The 19785-nt window shown below is 44.4% G+C and carries 17 protein-coding genes and 1 other annotated feature; of the genes, 5 read left to right on the top strand and 12 right to left on the bottom strand.

The features are described from left to right. The first annotated feature begins 184 nt into the window (after positions 1–184). Positions 185–1255, top strand: a complete 1071-nt coding sequence (cax, locus tag MMB75_RS03315) for a calcium/proton exchanger (protein WP_013371868.1) — start codon at positions 185–187, stop codon at positions 1253–1255. Between the two features lie 228 nt (positions 1256–1483). Here the strand turns inward: cax and MMB75_RS03310 are convergent, their stop codons facing one another. From MMB75_RS03310 to MMB75_RS03290, 5 genes are all read right to left on the bottom strand, one after another. Further along, on the bottom strand, positions 1484–1774 hold the full coding sequence (locus tag MMB75_RS03310; protein WP_007431028.1) for an Fpa/YlaN family protein: 291 nt from the start codon (positions 1772–1774) through the stop codon (positions 1484–1486). Positions 1775–1914: 140 nt separating this feature from the next. Further along, positions 1915–2157: an HPr family phosphocarrier protein gene (locus MMB75_RS03305; RefSeq protein WP_013371869.1), complete on the bottom strand. Its 243-nt coding sequence runs from the start codon at positions 2155–2157 to the stop codon at positions 1915–1917. 91 nt (positions 2158–2248) lie between these two features. Further along, positions 2249–3364: an aminopeptidase gene (locus tag MMB75_RS03300; RefSeq protein WP_013371870.1), complete on the bottom strand. Its 1116-nt coding sequence runs from the start codon at positions 3362–3364 to the stop codon at positions 2249–2251. 75 nt (positions 3365–3439) lie between these two features. Next, positions 3440–4264: a hypothetical protein gene (locus MMB75_RS03295; protein ID WP_090890012.1), complete on the bottom strand. Its 825-nt coding sequence runs from the start codon at positions 4262–4264 to the stop codon at positions 3440–3442. A 169-nt stretch (positions 4265–4433) separates the two neighbouring features. Continuing rightward, positions 4434–6419, bottom strand: a complete 1986-nt coding sequence (locus tag MMB75_RS03290) for a sensor domain-containing diguanylate cyclase (RefSeq protein WP_045244422.1) — start codon at positions 6417–6419, stop codon at positions 4434–4436. A 436-nt stretch (positions 6420–6855) separates the two neighbouring features. Between MMB75_RS03290 and rpsD the strand changes: the two genes are divergently transcribed. Further along, on the top strand, positions 6856–7455 hold the full coding sequence (gene rpsD, locus MMB75_RS03285; protein WP_016822373.1) for a 30S ribosomal protein S4: 600 nt from the start codon (positions 6856–6858) through the stop codon (positions 7453–7455). Positions 7456–7532: 77 nt separating this feature from the next. Here the strand turns inward: rpsD and MMB75_RS03280 are convergent, their stop codons facing one another. Further along, positions 7533–8399 (bottom strand): AraC family transcriptional regulator, encoded by an 867-nt coding sequence (locus MMB75_RS03280; RefSeq protein WP_257126030.1) that lies wholly within the window; start codon positions 8397–8399, stop codon positions 7533–7535. A 196-nt stretch (positions 8400–8595) separates the two neighbouring features. Continuing rightward, positions 8596–9849 carry a tyrosine--tRNA ligase gene (gene tyrS / locus MMB75_RS03275; protein WP_016822375.1) on the bottom strand — a complete coding sequence of 418 codons (1254 nt, stop codon included), beginning with the start codon at positions 9847–9849 and terminating at the stop codon, positions 8596–8598. A 65-nt stretch (positions 9850–9914) separates the two neighbouring features. Further along, positions 9915–10181: a binding site (T-box leader), on the bottom strand. Positions 10182–10316: 135 nt separating this feature from the next. Here tyrS and MMB75_RS03270 point away from each other — a divergent pair. Continuing rightward, on the top strand, positions 10317–13340 hold the full coding sequence (locus tag MMB75_RS03270) for a transglycosylase domain-containing protein (protein WP_019687962.1): 3024 nt from the start codon (positions 10317–10319) through the stop codon (positions 13338–13340). A gap of 123 nt (positions 13341–13463) precedes the next feature. Here MMB75_RS03270 and acsA read toward each other — a convergent pair whose 3' ends face one another. After that, positions 13464–15179 (bottom strand): acetate--CoA ligase, encoded by a 1716-nt coding sequence (gene acsA / locus MMB75_RS03265; protein WP_016822377.1) that lies wholly within the window; start codon positions 15177–15179, stop codon positions 13464–13466. Between the two features lie 246 nt (positions 15180–15425). Here acsA and MMB75_RS03260 point away from each other — a divergent pair, with 246 nt between their 5' ends. Next, complete coding sequence (locus tag MMB75_RS03260) at positions 15426–16058, top strand: GNAT family N-acetyltransferase (protein ID WP_016822378.1); 633 nt, start codon at positions 15426–15428, stop codon at positions 16056–16058. A gap of 13 nt (positions 16059–16071) precedes the next feature. On the opposite strand, the gene MMB75_RS03255 is transcribed toward MMB75_RS03260, so the two are convergent. From MMB75_RS03255 to MMB75_RS03240, 4 genes are all read right to left on the bottom strand, one after another. Next, positions 16072–16770, bottom strand: coding sequence for a 5'-methylthioadenosine/adenosylhomocysteine nucleosidase (locus tag MMB75_RS03255; protein WP_016822379.1), 699 nt, complete (start codon positions 16768–16770; stop codon positions 16072–16074). A 113-nt stretch (positions 16771–16883) separates the two neighbouring features. Continuing rightward, the gene (gene ccpA, locus MMB75_RS03250) at positions 16884–17891 is read right to left on the bottom strand and encodes a catabolite control protein A (protein WP_013371881.1); all 1008 of its coding nucleotides are present in this window, start codon (positions 17889–17891) and stop codon (positions 16884–16886) included. Between the two features lie 107 nt (positions 17892–17998). Continuing rightward, positions 17999–18340 carry a bacillithiol system redox-active protein YtxJ gene (gene ytxJ / locus MMB75_RS03245; RefSeq protein ID WP_016822380.1) on the bottom strand — a complete coding sequence of 114 codons (342 nt, stop codon included), beginning with the start codon at positions 18338–18340 and terminating at the stop codon, positions 17999–18001. 101 nt (positions 18341–18441) lie between these two features. After that, positions 18442–18888, bottom strand: a complete 447-nt coding sequence (locus tag MMB75_RS03240; RefSeq protein WP_016822381.1) for a hypothetical protein — start codon at positions 18886–18888, stop codon at positions 18442–18444. 337 nt (positions 18889–19225) lie between these two features. Here MMB75_RS03240 and MMB75_RS03235 point away from each other — a divergent pair, with 337 nt between their 5' ends. Beyond that, a complete protein-coding gene (locus MMB75_RS03235; RefSeq protein WP_257126031.1) occupies positions 19226–19762 on the top strand; it encodes a type 1 glutamine amidotransferase domain-containing protein in 537 nt (178 codons plus the stop codon). Positions 19763–19785: the final 23 nt, after the last annotated feature.

Genomic DNA, 19785 nt, shown 5'->3' with positions numbered 1-19785 from the left:
TCCCCCTTCATCCATCCTTTATTTGTATTGTAAAGCCTCAGCCACTCCAAATGCAAACCTTACGTATAAAAACATCGTTCGTTTACAACCTATATCATTTTGGGTATATTAATTTAGAAAAATCCATACAAGTGACAGTATTCACCAAACTTGTACACATCTATTGATATCGAGGTGCTCTTCATTGAAAAAATGGTTATCTCCCGCTTTACTTATAGCGACATTTGCTCTTAGTGCAGTCGCTCATTACACACATTGGAATGCCATAGCCCAATTTGTCATTTGTGCGATTTCTGTTGTATTCGTAGCCGGTTTTCTCGGTAGGGCGACTGAAAGTGTTGCTCATTATGCTGGTCAACGTTTAGGTGGATTCTTAAATGCCACCTTTGGTAACGCAGCCGAGCTAATCATCGCCATTTTTCTCGTCAAAGAAGGTCTTTACGATATGGTAAAGGCCAGTCTTACCGGTTCGATCATCGGCAATCTGCTGCTGGTGCTCGGAGCGAGTCTGTTCGCTGGCGGATTGAAATATAAAGTGCAAAATTTCAATATATCGCTGGCTGGATTAAGTGGCTCCCTGATGATTGTGGCTGTTATTGCCTTGTTCGTTCCAGCTGTCTTTCTGAACACACATGTGATCACGGATAGCGAGTCAGATACACTCAGTCTCATTGTTGCAGGCACGCTCATTGTCGCATATATTGCGTGGCTTATTTTTTCTATGATTACGCATAAGGACTATTTAGCTGACGTGACCGAACAAAAAGATGAAGAATTGCCGCATGAGCATGCCCCTGTATGGTCTAGAAATAAATCCATTGCCTATTTGGTACTCGCTACCGTTATGGTCGCTTTTGTCAGCGAATGGCTGGTAGGTACACTGGAAGTATTTACGACCCAATTTGGACTCAGCGAATTGTTTGTGGGTGCATTTCTTGTCGCTATTATTGGTAATGCGGCCGAACATAGCGCTGCCATTTTACTAGCCATGAAGAACAAAATCGGTGCATCTGTTGAAATTGCTGTCGGCAGCAGTTTGCAAATTGCCCTATTCGTTGCCCCTGTGCTGATTTTTGTCAGTTACTTTATGGGAAACACGATGAATATCGTTTTCACCACCATTGAATTGGTAGCCATTGCCGTCGCTGTATTTATCGCCAAATCCATCACTCAGGACGGCTCAACCAACTGGTATGAGGGACTCATGCTACTGGTAGTGTATGTATTGTTGGGTGTATCCTTCTTCCTGGTGTAGCTTCCAAAGTTTAAAATGTAGATTAAATTGTAGTGACTTCTTCGCGTTTCATTTATTCTTCTGATCACTAATGCCCTTGAATTTTTAAGACGATATAACCCCTTAAACTGTAAAAATTCAAGGGCAAAGGTGAACGCTATAAGCAACCTCTCGTCCCCTTTTTAAAAAATGGCATCAAAAAAAGCATGCTCTCAAACTTCGCATGCTCTCATCAATTCAACCGTCTTCCTAATTAGCCTTATTATTCATGGCCTCATATAGAATAGCCAGATTGCGTTCCAGCTCACTGACCAGCTGTTTACCTACCATTTCCGGAAGAAGTCCGGCGCGAACCGCAAAATCCACTTCCTTGGAAAATCCGTACATCTGAGTATCCAGCACTTCCTCATAGAGAGGGCAATAACGGGTTGCCAGATTCTCCATCTGTACTTCAATAAGCTTCTTTATTTTATCTGCATCTTCCTGAAGCAGATTAATGGCCTTGATATTCAATTGTTCCTGCAAATCAGATGAAGTCATGGATTCTTCCCCCCTATGTCTCAATGTCGCACAAGACGTCCTAACCTTAATATTAGACCAAATTGCAGGCTAATACAAGAACCTGACAAAAAAAGCATCCCTACAGTTACAGGTAGGGATGCTTTTGCTTCCTCAATAAGTTAGGTGGCTACTGAAATGTGCAGCCCGTGCTTCTGGAACACCTCAATAATCGCTTTTTTGGCTTCCTCGGCGTCAGGCCCGTGAACATGCAGCTCATAACTGTGACTGCTGACCAACGTCGTAAACAAGCCCAGTATACTTTTCACATCAATATACTTATTTTCGGAATGAAGGACGATGGAAGAAGTGAATTTGCTCGCCGTCTGTGCAATTTCAACAACCGCCGCATTATTGTTGGACATAGTAAGATCCCTCGCTTTACTGGATTGTCGTGTATCAATGCTCATTCATTATGATACATTGAAATCGCTTTCTCAGCAAGAACAGATATCGTTATTTCAAGTTTTCAGGATTTAAAGGCTCCAGCTCAGGTAGCACAAAAATGCCGTCCTTACGGATTAGAACATCATCAAAATAAATTTCACCGCCACCATATTCTGGACGTTGAATCAATACCAAATCCCAATGAATCGAAGAACGGTTACCGTTATCCGCCGTTTCATAAGCTTGACCTGGTGTAAAGTGCAAGCTGCCTGCAATCTTCTCATCAAACAGAATATCCTTCATTGGGTGTAAAATGTGTGGGTTAAACCCGATGGCAAACTCGCCAATATAGCGTGCTCCCTCATCGGAATCGAGAATATCATTTAACCGCTTTGTATCGTTGCTTGTCGCTTCCACGATTTTACCATTTTCAAAACGGAATTTAACATTCTCAAAGGTAATTCCATTATACAGGGTTTGTGCATTATAGCTAATAGTTCCGTTAACTGAATCACGTACAGGCGCGCTGTATACTTCGCCATCCGGAATATTGCATTGACCCGAACACTTAATGGCTCCGATTTGCTTGATAGAGAAGCTCAAGTCAGTACCTGGACCGCTGATCCGTACTTTGTCTGTCCGGTTCATCAAGTCTGCCAATGCATCTTGAGCCTTGTCCATTTTCGCGTAATCCAGGTTACATACATCGAAATAAAAATCTTCGAATGCTTCGGTGCTGATATTGGCCAATTGAGCCATGCTGTCATTCGGATAACGCAGCACTACCCATTTTGTGTGTTTCACTCGTTGTTCGCTATGTACCGCATGCTGATAAATTGAATTATACATTTTCATTTTATCTTCCGGTACATCTGACAGATCATTTACATTTTCGCCTGCACGAATTCCGATGTAACAGTGCATTTGTTTCATCCGGTTGAGGTCAATTTCAGCCCAAGTTTCCAGCATTTCCTTTGTCGCATTGCGAAGCATAGCGCTCTGCACCTTACGATCTGTAAGCTGAACAAAAACATTTCCACCCTTTTTACCAACTTCATGAATGATGGCGTTAAGCAAGTCACGCTCTGTACCAATCATTTCGATCAATACATTTTCTCCAGGCTGCACTTCAACAGAGTAACCTACCAGATTTTCCGCCAGCTTAAGTATTCTAGGATCTTTCATGTAGTGTCTCTCCTTCTTTATTCACTCTTTTTGAACAACGGTTAATTCAAATTCCATTGTATCATGCCCGCTCCGTTACTTGTAGTCCTCAAAAACAACTCGGGTGATCAGAGCCTCCTGATGCTGCTCTTCATTCGCAACCTGTCGGGAAATTCGGCATTCCGATGATAGCTTTAAGGGTAAACCCGTTTGGCGATCTATAGTTAAATGGTACACAGTCCGAACATTAGAATGCTCCAGCTGGTTGTTCATATCCTCACAACTCTGCTTCCATACTTGGCTCAGCTTTTGTTGCAGCTCTTGGTTCGTTTCTGTATGCTGCGTTTTTAATATCCTGATTTGAGGATTTAAGGTATTCATCTCTTCCATTAAACGTTCTTTTAACCAACGCTTTGCCGAGGCAGGTTCTGGTTCAATCCTCACCACCCAAGTTCCCCGGGCAGCTCCCTTTTCCATACGAATGCTCTTATTCAGTGTATTTAATTCCTCTAGCTCCTGAATCGGATTGAAGCGATTTAACATGCCATTTTGAACCATAGAAGTATCCCCAGATGTCAGCGCAATCCATTTCCCATTTTGACGAAGAAATCGTTCATGTGTAACACCAGGCTCGGACTTATCTTCTTTTAGTGCTACATAGTCGCCTTGCTTACGGAAAGCCTCTGTAGATCCCCAGTGCATGATTAATTCATCGTGATTTCTTAGCTTCCCACGATATTCAAACTGTTTAGCCGTAGGCAGACCGCCGTCAGTTCTGATTCCAGTCTGTCCGCTAAATGTTATCCTCTCTCTGCCAGCCATTCCTGCAACAGATCTTCTAAAAATCTGCTCAGGAGTATATTGTCGATCCAGTACACAACCGCTTAACACACATATAATTAGAAACACACAGCCCCGCATTACCCATTGCTTTCTCCAATGCATACCATCATCCGTCCTATCCTAAACATGACTATAAATCATGATAAAAATTCTGTTTTAGAACATCCATGTTATAGCTACGCTTAGGATTACCTGTCTACAAACGGTTATGCAAAACAAAAAGAGAACATTCCCTAAGGAATATTCTCTACACATCGCCTATATGATCAATAACTATACGATTACGGCCTTCATTTTTTGCTTCATATAAGGCCATATCAGCCCTATAAAATAAAGATTCGATACTGATCTGCTCGTCCAGCCAGTTCCATTCAGCAATCCCGCAAGAAACAGTCACCTGAGGATTAGTTTCATATTGTACACGGCTACGTATTTTTTCTGCATACCCCAGTGCCTGCTGCACCCCCAGCTGCGGCAAATAAATGGCAAGCTCCTCTCCGCCCCATCTGGCACATACATCCTCATCACGGGTCGCCGAGCGAACAATATTGCTGACGCTTTTCAGAATTTCGTCCCCCGTCTGGTGGCCATACGTATCATTCACCTGCTTGAATTGGTCAATATCGACCAAAATAAGAGAGCCACAGAAATCTTTTTCCTGATGCTCCTGAATGATTCGGTCTACATAATGACGCACATATAAACCTGTTAGCATGTCCATATTAGCGAGACGCCGCACCTCGGCATGCAGCATAGCATTAGTTACGGCCAGTCCGATATGAGGAGCCAGCATTTGCAGCATCTTGTAATTATCGTAAGAAAAAAAGTGTGGAAGCTTGCTCGATAATAATATAACCCCTCTAGGAGTCCCCCTGTTCTTCATAGGCACAGCCATCAATGACTGAGAGTCCGTCGCATCCATAAACCAAGAGGATATCTTTCCATCCTTCCTATAGTCAGACACAATCACAGGCTCTCCTGTTTTGCATATCAGTCCAGCAAATCCGCCTTCACGAGGGTAACTCTCCAGCTTTAAACTTTCCACATTGCTTGACATCACCCTAAAGCAACTTCCATCCTGATCCAGCTGCACAATACAACAAAAGTCGGCCATGAACATTTTTAATAACTCCTGCACGGCAAACTCAAATATTTCATTTAATTTCAGGCTCTGATTCAAACGCTGAACCAACTCATTAATGAGCCGCAATTCATGGATAAGTACATTCGATTGCTCCAGCAGCTTCGCATTTTCAAATGCGGTGCCAGCTGTATCTGCCATCATCGCAATCAGCTCTACGTCCACTTTTTCCATACTATCCGCACCTGCCGGAAGAATCATATGGAAAACACCATATACGCCCTGCTTACCACGTAACGGGATACCGATTTCAGTTATTTCATCTTGTGGACTGGTAGGCTCATTCACAGCCATTTGCCCTTTCATAAATGCACGGACACATACATCCTCGTCACGTTCATGCAGCAACAAAGGCTTGACCTGAGGATTTCGACTGTGCCGATCCTGACTCATATACAACGTGATATCCACATGGGGAAACAAATAGGCGATACTTCCAAATACTTCATCCAGCACGCCTTCCACATCAATCTTGTCATGCATCCGCTTTACAATCTGAAATAAAATAGAGCGGCGTCTGCCCTCACGTTCGCTCCGATTCTGCATCCCTAGGATATCTTCCATAAATATATACTCAAACTTCGAGTAAAAGCAGGATCTAAAATGCAAAGAAGCCACTAACAATGCGTCCTGATTCGAGACAGAATGTTGAGCAGGCCGTGTAAAACGAAGAGCGGCGAAAGGCTCTCTCTTGTAATTGCGGCATAATATGGGGACCATGTATACAAATGCAAGGCTCCCATCTCGAAGTTTACGCTGGCTCACTTCCATCTCTCTAGATATGCAACAACGCTCGACCAACTCTAAATCCTCGTCATCATCCTCTTCCCTACCAGCAACCCGAACACCTGTAAAATTAAAGACAGCAGTATACTCTTCACTGATCCAGGATATACCATTGCTCTGCTGTAACCAATTCCGATATCCTTGGACGAGAAGCTGATTAATATAGGGGTAATCATAGGGTGTCATATCCATGTTCTGGAGCCAGGCAAAAGACGTATATCCTTTATCATCAAACAGCGGAGCACCGCTAGCCTGCACTGTTTTACTGTCAAGCGTTTGCTGATCCGTTGTTGAAAATTCCGACATATTAAGGCGCTCCTTCACAGCAAAATTAGCTGTACCAAGACAGCGGCTATACACCACTATAGCTCATAATATGATCTATTTTACTCTCAACTTTAGAAATTTGCATCCATTTTTCAGAAATTCGTCCCACTTTTTTAGTTCTAAAGCCCTATCGACAAATTTTGACGTTTTCATTCTTTTTCTCTTCTTGACATTGACCCACTATACCATATAATATATATTATTGAAAAAGACTGTACGGCAGAACTATCTACTGTGCGGATCTTAAATTTTGGGCGTAACAGTTTGTGTCACCCTCATCTTATTTGTTGCTGACAGGACAGCGGCTGAACTTTTCTGTCAGTAGTGCGTCTCACCTTACTAGGTAGCGCCGAACAAATTGGAGCGCAAAGAGAGCCCCAACTCAAATTTTAATTATGAAGGAGTTAACTCTATAATGGCACGTTACACTGGTCCTAAATTTAAATTGAGCCGTCGTCTCGGTATTTCCCTGAGCGGCACAGGTAAAGAATTGAAACGCCCTTTCCCTCCGGGACAACATGGTGCAAACCAACGGAGAAAAATCAGTAACTACGGTATGCAGCTTCAAGAAAAACAAAAGCTGCGCCACATGTACGGTTTGGGTGAAAAACAATTCCGTACCCTGTTCAACAAAGCTCAACACATGCACGGTATCGCTGGTGAGAACTTCATGTTCTTGCTGGAAAGCCGCCTGGACAACCTTGTATTCCGTCTTGGCTTTGCTAATTCCCGTGCAGGCGCACGTCAATTGGTAGCTCATGGTCACGTTACTGTGAACGGCAAAAAAGTTGACATCGCTTCTTACCAAGTGAGCCTTGGCGACGTGATCGGTCTTCGTGAAAGAAGTCGTTCCCTGTCTTCCATAAAAGAAGCTTTGGAAAACCGTAACCACTTGGCAGCTTACCTGGAGTACAATGACGCAGCTCTGGAAGGTAAATACATTCGTTTGCCTGAGCGTGCTGAGTTGTCCCAAGATATCGATGAAAAACAAATCGTCGAATTCTACAACCGCTAATCCTTGCATTAGCACCAAAAAGCACCCGAATTCATTCGGGTGCTTTTTATATTCCCCACGCATTAAGCCTGAGAGTTTTATTCAATGGGGATGTACACTTTCATACTCAAATGATCAGGATAGGAATTCATCACGTCCGTAATTTCAAAATCAGGTCCCTCCCTCCGTTCAAAATTAGAATTAGGAAGCCATGTGCCGTAGATAAAATCTCGTATACTCTGAACTCGTCCATTTGAACCTGAAGCGTCAAACTCAGCATACTTGCCTGCTGGAATCTCCATATATATGAAACCCTCAGCCAGTTCTTTTGATTCTTCTTCAACGGCCTCACCCACCACAAATGAAAATGCACCGTTGTCTTCAAATCGACAGGCAATCCCATATGACATTCCCGGTGCGATTTTATTTGGAATACACATAAAATATTCATGTGCGCCAAAGTGTTCATAAAATCCTGGGATTTCTTTATAATGCTGCTCATTATTGAGATTTGTTTTATATTCATATCCTACAATTTTGGTCGTTTCGAGTTGCAGTATCACAGGCTTGTTCACCTCTAATTCCTCCGTTGCGTTTTTTTTGTAATCCAGAAAATTGATTTTACTTTGATCAGAAAGCTCAATATCACAGTTACGATATTTCCCAGGGGTGATCCCAAAACTTTTTTCAAAAGCGCGAGTAAAAGCTTCTTGCGAGTTGTACTGATACTCAATAGCTATGTCCAATACCTTTTGGTTGGATTGCTTTAGCCGTTTTGCCGCCTCGGACAATCTTCTCCTTCTTATATATTGTTGAACTGTAAAACCCGAAATGGCCTGAAAAACCCGCTGGAAATGAAAAGCTGAAAAGTATGCCTGTGAAGCAATCTCGGCAATTTTTAAATCTTCCCGGAGATTCAATTCAATAAACTCAATCGCACACTGAATTCGTTTAAAGTAGTCCATATAATCCTTCCCCACACTTGTTATTTATCTAGACTTCACCCACATTGGGCAACCCACGTATTCATTATGTAAAACTCTGTATCTATTTGTTTGATTATTTGTGCTAAGTTTACCACGGCTTTTCGCTTGGTAGAAATAAAAAAAGCAGCACTGAGATACGAGATCAATCTCAACGCTGCTTTTAAATGTATTTTAATTATCCAAGCTTGATTTTAGCAAATTTCCGTTTACCTACCTGTACAATGTCGCCTTCCTGCGGCTTGTATGCTTCGTTCACATCGGTCCACTTCTCTTCATTAATTTTGACCGACCCCTGCTGAATACTACGCTTGGCCTCACCGTTAGATGCTGCAAAGCCTAGATGAGTCAGCAACTGGATCACACGAATGCCACCTTCTTCTAACTGATCTGCTGTTAAGGTGAATTCTTCAATGTCATCAGGAAGCGCGCGTTGTTGGAATACAGTCACAAAATGCTGCTTGGCCGCTTCTGCCGCCTCTTCACCGTGGTACATGCGCACTAATGTTCCGGCCAGTTTCATTTTGGCATCACGTGGATGCACCGAACCCTCCTTAACGCCTTTCGCCAGCTCTGCCAGCTCCTCATTGGTAATATCCGTTGCAAGCTCAAAATATTTCAGCATCAACTCATCAGGAACGGACATCGATTTACCATAAATTTCATTTGGCTCCTCATCCACACCAATGTAGTTACCCAAACTTTTACTCATCTTTTGAACGCCATCAAGCCCCTCAAGCAGTGGCAATGTAATGGTTGCCTGCGGTTCTACTCCGTATTCCTTTTGCAGGGTTCTGCCCATCAGCAGATTAAACTTTTGATCTGTTCCTCCCAATTCTATATCGCTTTGGAGAGCCACAGAGTCCATGCCCTGCATCAGCGGATAAAAGAACTCATGGATGCTAATCGGCAAGCCGTTTTGGTACCTTTTTGTAAAATCATCCCGCTCCAACATACGGGCAACCGTTACTTTGGCAGACAGAGTTACCACATCCGCAAAAGACATCGGTCCTAACCATTCGGAATTGTAGTATACCTTTGTCTTTTCAGGATCGAGAATCTTAAAAATTTGTTCCTTGTATGTTTGTGCATTACGCTGTACATCTTCCTCAGTCAGTTGCTTGCGGGTCTCCGATTTACCTGTCGGATCACCAATTCTGCCTGTAAAATCTCCGATAATCAGTTGCACTTGATGCCCTAATTCCTGGAACTGGCGCAGTTTGTGCATAACAACCGTATGTCCGATGTGAATATCGGGTGCAGACGGATCTAGACCCAGCTTAATTTTGAGGGGCTCGCCGCTAACAACCGATTTAATAACCTTACGCTTCAGCTCATCCTCAGGTACAATTTCCGCTACTCCACGACGTATCACTTCTAGTTGTCGTTCTACCTCTGCCTGTTGCTCAGGCTTCAATTCTTCCCATTTCATCCTGAATCCCTCCTATTTTCCATCCAATAATTACTATTTAAACAAACCAAAAAGCCCCTTTCATCCCAAGGGACGAGAAGGAGCTACTCGCGTTACCACCCTAATTAAAGAAACGTATGCAAAAAACCAACGTTTCTTTCTCTTCATTCCTATAACGGGTTTACACCCGGTACCGGATTACTATGGAGAGCTTCGCAAACCTGCAAAAGCTTCCATTCATCCAGACAGCTCCAGACGGTAATTCAAAGGAGGGACGCTACCGATTCACACCACCCATCGGCTCTCTGCACAACGTGATTCCGCCTTCTACTGAAGTCTTTCTCCGCTTTTCACGATATTTACTTTGACCTATTTATAACACACTGTTTTTATGTAGTCAACGACACCAAAAGACAGGCTTTTTAGCATATGGGTTCATTTTGTAATTTTATGCTATAATAATGGCTGTTATAAAGGAGGAAGACTTAATGGTTGAAGAAAAAAACAATGTATCAGAGCCTAAGCCTTCCCGCTTACGGAGAACCATGCGAAGGCTCGGCCGTGTCATAAAGTGGGTCGTCATCATCGGTTTTATGGGGGCACTATTCGCAGGGGGAACCGCCGCTGGCTATGTTGCTTCTATTGTAAAAAACGAGCCCGTGCGTTCCAGATCTACGATTCTACAGGAAGTAGATAAAAATGCAATTACAGGCTTCGCTTATTTTAATGATGGCTCTCCCATCGGGCAGCTTCGGACCGAGGAAGATCGAAGACCTGTTACGTTTAAGGAGATTCCTCAGCTCGTCATTGACGCAGTTATTGCCATTGAAGATAATCATTTTTACGAGCATAAAGGTGTCGATTTGTCGGGAACGCTGCGTGCTGTGAAGCAAAAGGCACTACATGAATCCGTACAAACTGGAGGGAGTACGCTTACCCAGCAGCTTGCACGTCGTGTCTTTTTAAATCTTGATCGTACGGATGACCGCAAGGTCAAAGAAATTTTGCTATCTCTGCGCCTTGAGCGCTTCCTGAGCAAGCAGCAAATAATTACAGCCTATCTCAATAAGGTACCTTTCGGTAACGGATCAAGCGGTTACAACGTCTTTGGTATTAAAGCAGCGGCCAAAGGTATTTTTAATGAGAATGATTTGGGCAAGCTTAATGTAGCCCAAGCTGCCTATCTGGCAGGTCTGCCGCAACTCCCTTCTTCTTATTCTGCTTACAACGGTAAAGGTGAGTTTAATGAAGCCGGATTTAAAAGAGCGATTAACCGCCAGCACCTGGTGCTCAGCCGAATGCTGGAGGAGAACAAAATCAATAAAGCACAATATGATGAAGCGATGGCTTTTGATATCAAAAAATCTCTAGCACCACGCACTGTTAAGGCTTATAACACCTATCCATATCTTATGATGGAAACAGAGCGGCAAGCTGCTCAGGCACTCATGTCTGTCACCAATCCGAGTCAAGCAGCTAATGCCAGTGCAGATACCAAAACCAAGGATGATAACGACATGCTCAAAGAAGCTGAACAGCAGCTTCGCACAGGCGGCTATATGGTATATACCACCATTGATAAGAGCGTGTACAAATCCATGCGTCAAATTGCAGAAAATAATGACAACTTCTCTGCTACAAGTAAAACCAAGGGTGACGAGCAAGCGGCGGCCATTCTGATTCAGCATAAAACCGGCGCCATTCTCGGTATGATGGAAGGTCGGGACTTCCAAAAAGAGCAAATGAACTATGCTACCCAGATGGTACGCCAGCCGGGTTCAGCCATGAAACCGATTGCTGCTTATCTGCCTGCTTTGGACAGCGGTCTTGTACAGCCTGGCACGATTGTGGATGATGCTCCTATTATTTTGAAAGATGGCAGTAATGGATATCACATCCCGAAAAATGCCAACAACCGCTACCAAGGATTAGTCACAGCGCGTTATGCACTGAATCAATCGCTAAATACGATAGCACTCAAGCTGTTTAACGAAAAGGTAGGGATCAATAAGGCTTGGGCTTTTGCTAAAAAACTGGGTATTACCACCTTGGAACCAAGTGATAACAACGCCCAAACCGGTGTACTCGGCGGCTTGGCCCACGGGGTAACCGTTGAGGAACTAACCAATGCATATGGAGCCATCCCAAATGGCGGTGTGTTTAATGATGCCTACATGATCGAAAAGATCGTGGATTCGCAAGGCAATATTGTATACAAGCATCAGCCTAATCCTGTACAGGCCTTCACACCACAAACCGCCTACCTGATGACAGATATGTTACGTACAGCCGTATCGGAAGGCACAGGCAGACTGGTGAAGCGTAACTTTAATCAATCCGGCAAGATTCCGATCGCCGGCAAGACAGGTACTACGCAATCTTACACCGATGTGTGGTTTGAGGGTTTTACGCCTGACGTCACGCTGGGAGTGTGGGTTGGTTACAAGCAACCTGTCAATAAGCTTGAAACGAAAGCACAAAAAGAGCGGGCTCGTCGTCTATGGGCTCTAATCATGAATGAAGTAACGGCTAAAGATTCTCAGTTATTCCAAACGGACAGTTTCAAGAGACCTGACGGTATTGTAAGCCGGACAGCGTCCGCCTATGGTTCAGACATTTATAACAGTAAATATTTACCCAAAAACAGTGAAAATGGTGTTACCCGTGCGAAATACATTACCTATCAGGGTGTAAATTACATTCCACGTGATGGTACGCCAGATGATATGTTGTATGAACGGACCGTTAGAAAACGGGAAAAGCCAATCTCAGAATTGATTAAAGAGCTTCAGCAAGCCTTTAGAGTGATGAGACGGCATAATTCGTTGTCCTACTATCTGCCTCAAGATGCAGATAAAGAAGCACCTACTCAGATTGATCCACGCAAGGACGATGGGGCAGCTCCTAACGCTCCATCTAGCGTCAGCGTAAGCTATAGTGATGGCAAAGCCATAATTAGCTTTAGCCCAAGCGGAAACAGTGATGTTGTAGGTTACCGTCTATATCGTTCTACAGATGGAGGCAGCTTCCAACGGCTTGGAAAGGTTGTCATGGCTGATGGCTCCAAGGTATTCTCTGATAGCCCTGGTGGAAGCAGCGCAAGTTACTATGTGACCGCCGTTGATGTGGGAGGACATGAATCTGGGCCAAGTACCCAAGCAAGTGCAGCGCCTGTAGTGCCACCTGCAGATTCTGAATCACCAGATATTCCGGGCGAGGGAGATGGAACAGGTGCGCAGCCTACAGAAGTTCCTACTGCTCCTGGGCAGCCCCAAGCTAAAGCGGCAGGCACGTCCGTAGTCCTCCAATGGAGTGCAGGAAAGCCTGCGGACGCTATAACAGCCTATAACGTATATTACAGTGAAAGCGGTGCGGAGCCTTTTAAAAACATAGGCTCTACCGCAAACACCAGCTTTGAGTATAAACCAGGCCGCAAGCCCAAAGGCTGGTTCCGTGTTACTTCCATGAATACCATGGGGGAATCAGCTCCTTCTGGAGCCGTTCGTCCATAGTTCAAAACAAAAACAAGAAGCGATAGTTTGGGTGAGATGCATGAGTTCACCCTAATAAAAAAGGGAGTCTCCATAGCTATAATAGCTATGGAGACTCCCTTTTTGGTGCAAACATGCATCAATTCAATCCTCAATAGTAGACAAGTCACCTGTAGGAAGGTTAAGCTCCCAAGCTTTCAGCACACGTCTCATAATTTTGCCGGAACGGGTTTTGGGTAACCTTTCCTTAAATTCAATTTCACGCGGAGCAGCATGAGCAGACAGCCCTTCCTTGACGAAGCGGTAAATGTCCTGTTGTAACGCTTCCGACGCGGTATAGCCATCACGCAGGGCGACAAAAGCTTTAATGATCTCTCCTCGTACAGTATCTGGTTTGCCAATGACTCCTGCTTCCGCTACGGCAGGATGCTCCAGAAGCTTGCTCTCCACCTCAAAAGGACCGATGCGCTCTCCAGAGGAGTTAATAACATCATCAATTCTTCCCTGAAACCAGAAATATCCGTCCTCATCCATGTAAGCTGAATCACCGGATACATACCAACCGGAAAAGCGGAAATATTCCTGAAACTTATTGGGATTGTTCCATATGCGGCTCATCATGGATGGCCATGGTGTACGAATCGCCAAATGTCCCATCCTATTAGGAGGCAACACCTGGCCTCTGTCGTCCAAAATAGCAGCCTGAATACCTGGAAGTGGCTTTCCCATCGAACCCGGCTTAATCGGCAGCTCTGGGTAATTACAGATCAACTGTCCTCCTGTTTCCGTCATCCACCAAGTATCATGAATACGCTGTGTGTATACTTGCCACCCCCATCTCACTACCTCGGGATTCAGTGGCTCCCCAACGGATAATACATGCCGCAAGCTGCTTAGATCATAATTGGCAACTACCTGCTCCCCTGCGCTCATCAACATCCGAAACGCCGTAGGAGCACTATACCAAATAGTCACTTCGTGACGTTCAATCGTGCGGTACCAATCCTCTGGGCTGAAACGTCCTCCACGGATGACATTCGTGGCTCCATTTAGCCAAGGAGCAAAAATACCATATGATGTTCCCGTAACCCAACCAGGGTCCGCAGTACACCAATACACATCATCTTCCCGCAGATCCAGTACCACTTTCCCCGTATAGTAATGCTGAATCATTGCATTTTGCACATGATACACGCCTTTGGGCTTGCCCGTTGAGCCTGACGTATAGTGAATAATTAATCCATCTTCACGCCCCAGCCATTCGGGCTCAAGATCTTCTGAGGACGTGAGCATTTCCGTTTCGAAATCAATAATTCCCTGCTCCCGTTCGTCCATATCACCAACCACAAAAATATGACGCAACGCAGGAAGCTCCTCACGTTTCACCCGTGAAAGAAGCGCAGGTGTGGTTACTAGTGCCACCGCCCCGCTATCCTCCAAGCGATCTTTAACCGCCGTTTCCATAAACGCCTCAAATAGTGGACCGACAACAGCCCCTACCTTTAAAACCCCAAGCATGCTAATGACCAGTTCAGGTGAACGCGGCATGAATATAAACACCCGCTCCCCTTTACCAATACCGTATTTGCGCAGCACATTTCCGAACCTGTTGGAGCTGGCACGGAGCTGAGAAAAAGTGTAGGTTTCATGACGGTTTGCGTCGCAATACAAAAGTGCTGCTTTCTCCCCCCGGCCTTCCTCTACATGTCGATCAATCGCCTCATGTGCCATATTCACTTTGCCTGTTTCATACCACGTAAAATGACGTTCTACATCTTCCCACTGAAAGTTGTTGTAAGCTTGTTCATAAGGGCCCATGTTGGATGTGGGAACTACAGCCTGGAGTTCTTCAATCTTCATGCGTTCAGCCTCCTCACAATGGAATAATGAGAATTACACAGAACAAAATAGCGCTTACAAAATTAATGATGCAAATCCAATCTTTTGATTTGTGGTTTGATTTAAAGCATTTAATTGTGAACAATTCGTGTCTAAATCAGTATATCATAGGTGAGGATGTGACGACCATCCTTTTCATTTATTTGTTTTTTTGTTATAAGTAGGGGATATGAAGAGGTACTGATGGCAAACAAGGAGGTCGCACCCATGCAGCATTTAAAATTGTACCACTTGGACACACTGGATCATAACGGACAAACCATCCATGTAGAAGGACCGGTATCCGCTGATCGATTGCGTTCATTTCAAATGCATACGCAATTGGACGCCTTTCGTAAACCAAAGGAGCAATTCGACGCGCTGGTGGAAATTTCAGAACTGCCTGAAGGCAGAATCATCATTGCCCATGATGGAGAAACCCTTCTGGGATATGTCACTTTTCACTATCCAGATGAGATGGAACGCTGGTCGGAAGCTGGCATGAAGGATTTACTGGAACTCGGAGCTGTCGAGGTAGCCGATGACTATCGCGGACTGGGCCTGGGTAGCCGAATGATTCGGATTGCCTTTGAAGACGGACAGCTCGAATCCTATATTATTTTTACAACTGAATATTACTGGCACTGGGATTTAAAAGGCAGCGGTCTTTCCGTATGGGAATACCGCCGCATGATGGAACGTCTGATGAAAACCGTAAATATGGTATGGTACGCCACGGATGATCCTGAAATATGCTCACACCCTGCGAACTGTCTGATGGTACGAATGGGAGATGATGTGCCCCTCGAATCACGAGAACAGTTTGACCGTATCCGGTTTGTTCGAAGATTCATGTATTAAAAATATTACACTCTTATCCCAAATGCTTGAGCATGAACTCCACAATACGGTGCGAACGATGTGAGGCTTCTACCGTAAACTCAGCATAATTCACGTGAGCCGATCCATCAGCCTTATCTGACATAGATCGTAGGACAACATAAGGCACAGCGTTCATATGAGCTGTCTGAGCCACTGCGGCGCCTTCCATCTCGGTACAAGCACCGTCCATTTCTTGATGCAATGCTGTCACTATCTCACGATTTGCGACAAATTGATCGCCGGAAAGTACTTTCCCGACAATGTATCGATCGCCAAACGATTTGCAGGCTTGTTCAGCCAGACGGACAAGCTCGGGATCGGCCGCGAACTCTGAGGTGTCCTGATAAGGAATGACCCCTCTGGCATAACCCAAAGGCGTTACATCCATGTCATGCTGCATACATGTTGATGAGATGACAATGTCCCCAATGTTTAAATCCGGGTGTACCGCCCCTGCCACTCCCGTGAATATAATTTGTTCGACGCCAAAATGATCAATCAAGATTTGTGTTGTTACCGCAGCATTGACTTTGCCTACACCGGACTTGCAGACGACTACCCTTTGCCCGTGAATCATTCCGGTAGTGTATGTGATTCCCGTCTTGGTCGTCTTGCTTGCTTCCGTCATTGCCGAGAGCAGCAATTCAATTTCTTCATCCATCGCACCCATTAATCCATAAAGTCGGCTCATTACGCATCCCTCGTTTCTTAGTTTGATGATGATGTCACAAGAAGCTATGTATCTACGAAAAAAGCTCCGTCAAAGGAGCTTTCATCGAAGGTGTATCCTATTCGGCACTGTGCCTAGTCTAAATAATTAACTGATAACCGCAAAATAGTCTCGTGCGGCAAAATAACGCGAGAGTTCTCCACGTTTTCCTTCTTCATCAGCTTGGTCAGCAAACGCATGGCTACCGCACCCAAATCGTACATTGGTTGTGCGACGGTTGTCAGCTGAGGACGAACCATGGAGGCCATACGAATGTTGTCAACACTGATTACCGAAAAATCATCAGGTACTTTCAATCCCTCATCCTGAATACTATGAATCGCACCAATTGCCATTTCATCCGTAGCGGCAAAAATAGCACTTGGTTTCTTCTTCAGACCAAGGAAGTATTTCATGGCTTCAACACCGGATTCATAGCGGTAGTTCCCGATTCTCACGAGATCCTCCTGATAATCAATTCCAGCTGTTTCCAATGCTCTCTTGTAACCTTGGAAACGTGCATAGCCGTTTGCAGGGTCTTGAAGCGTACCACTGATCATTGCGATTTGACGGTGTCCATGACGGATCAACGTGTTAACTGCATCAAAAGCAGCGGCTTCATGGTCAATATCAACTGAAGGATAGCTACCTTTTTCATCACTCGTTGCACATAGAACAATAGGAACTGCAGCTGTATGGAAGGCCTGAATATGCTCGTCCGTTACTGTGCCGCCCATGAACAGCAGTCCATCCACTTGCTTTTCAAGTAATGTGTTGATAACGCGGATCTCTTTTTCTTTACGCTTGTCGGCATTACATAAAATGATGTTATAGTGATACATATTTGCAATATCCTCAATACCGCGTGCAATTTCTGCAAAAATTGAGTTCGATATATCCGGAATAACCACGCCAACAGTCGTTGTCTTCTTGCTGGCCAGACCTCTAGCTACCGCATTCGGGCGATATCCCAATTGTTCAATCGCTTCGTACACCTTCTTGCGGGTCTGAGGTTTTACATTAGGATTATTGTTAACTACGCGGGACACCGTGGCCATTGAGACACCAGCTTCGCGAGCTACATCATAGATCGTTACCGTCACATTCCTTCTCTCCATTGCCAATAAATTTTCAACCGAATCCTAGATCAACTAATTAGAACCATGATACGACAAAATACTACTTTATGCAACGACAGCACTCATTCTATCTATGTGAGATGATCGTGAAGCGCACGGGCTGTAATATTCGAATGGGATGTATGCCAGACAGCCTCCCCGTCCTTGATTAAAATGGCCTGCGGCGATTCATGTTTCACCTGAAGCTTGTCCGCAGCCGCATTGGACACCGGCCGATCTTCTACTACATAAATGATACCGTATTCAATATTTTCGTCGGGAGCACCTTCCAAATAAGACTCCACTTCCTGATATGCACCTGCACTTATCGGACAACGTGTACTGTGCTTAAAGAGGAGTAACGGCTTGTCTGATGACGCTTCCAGAGCCGTATTTAATTGTTGAATAGTAGTCATTTTCGTCATCGTCGCCATTGGATATACATTCCTTTCTGTGTCTTGTCGTATGGCCTATTCTCATCGTAACAAAAAGAACATGTAAAATCCAATGGTGACCATGAAAATTTTCATATTTTTTAGTTTTTCGTATTCGTAAACACCGATTTACTGGTAAAACCGGATAATTGAACCAATCTTTTCTCTACATCATTCATCCAATCTTCATCTCCTAGGCTTCTCGCATAGCGATAAAGATCCAGTAAGAGATTAATTCGAAGCTCCATTCGCTCCTCCAAAGCGGATTGCCAATCCACATTGGGATTATCCGCTTCCTCCAGTACAAGCTTACGAATAATTTCTGCCAGTTCATTGTTGCGTGCAAAAGATATTCGCCGGGGTGCAGGTTTGCTCCCTAAACTTTGTAATAGTTCCTTAATGTCCTTCGTCACATGCTGCAAAACCTCACTGGAAAAGCATGACGGACATGAGAATACAGGGACATGCAAAATTTCAACCTTACTCGCATATATTACCTTTCGCAATTCCAGCCCCATCGGTTCACCACATTGGCATTGCTTATGCATTTTACCACCTCATTACGTAGGATCAAACTTATATGAGGATCTCATCAGAATCCAGATATATCTATTTACTAGTCTATAAAATATTTGTTAACTCAATAAAATCTATCATACCTTTTTTTATTTCGACTTTGGGGCCTCAAATCCTTCCACAGATTGCAGCAATGAACAAATTACCAAAGCTTTGGGGGTCAAAAAATGACGACGATTGTTGTTAAAGAGCGACTCCTAACCCGAGAATCTGCGGAGGAATGGACTTCGGGCGTACTTTTTCTTAAGATGTAAAAGTACAGATTACAAAACAAAGGTGTCATCATGTGACGCACGAAAGGATGGTTGGATGTCAAGACTTACCGGAAAAAAGGTAATTGCCCTGGTAGATGAGGAATTCGAGGATCTGGAATTATGGTACCCGGTGTATCGCGTTCGTGAAGAAGGCGCGGAAGTACATTTAGCCGGTGCTGAAAAGGGTAAAAAGTATATTGGAAAATACGGCGTACCTGCTGAAGCAGAATATGCCTTTGAAGAACTGAATAGCAGCGATTATGACGGAATTCTCGTTCCTGGCGGATGGGCGCCCGATAAACTGCGCCGCTATCCCAAGGTCATTCGACTCGTACAGGAATTTCATGCCGCACATAAACCCATCGGACAAATCTGCCATGCAGGCTGGGTACTGATTTCTGCAAAAATATTGGATGGTGTTACGGTCACCTCCACACCAGGTATTCGTGATGATATGGAAAATGCAGGAGCCATCTGGAAGGATGAAGCTGTGGTGACAGACGGACATATTGTATCCGCTCGTCGACCGCCTGATCTTCCCCCTTACGGAAAAGCGTTCTGCGATGTATTAGCTAATAGCGCTCAGAAATAAGATATCCAGTCCGCACATTCAGG

The organism is Paenibacillus sp. P2(2022) (assembly GCF_029522175.1).
Classification (GTDB): domain Bacteria; phylum Bacillota; class Bacilli; order Paenibacillales; family Paenibacillaceae; genus Paenibacillus; species Paenibacillus polymyxa.
The sequence above is the reverse complement of the archived record's forward strand: the minus strand, read 5'-3'. Positions and strand labels throughout refer to the sequence as shown.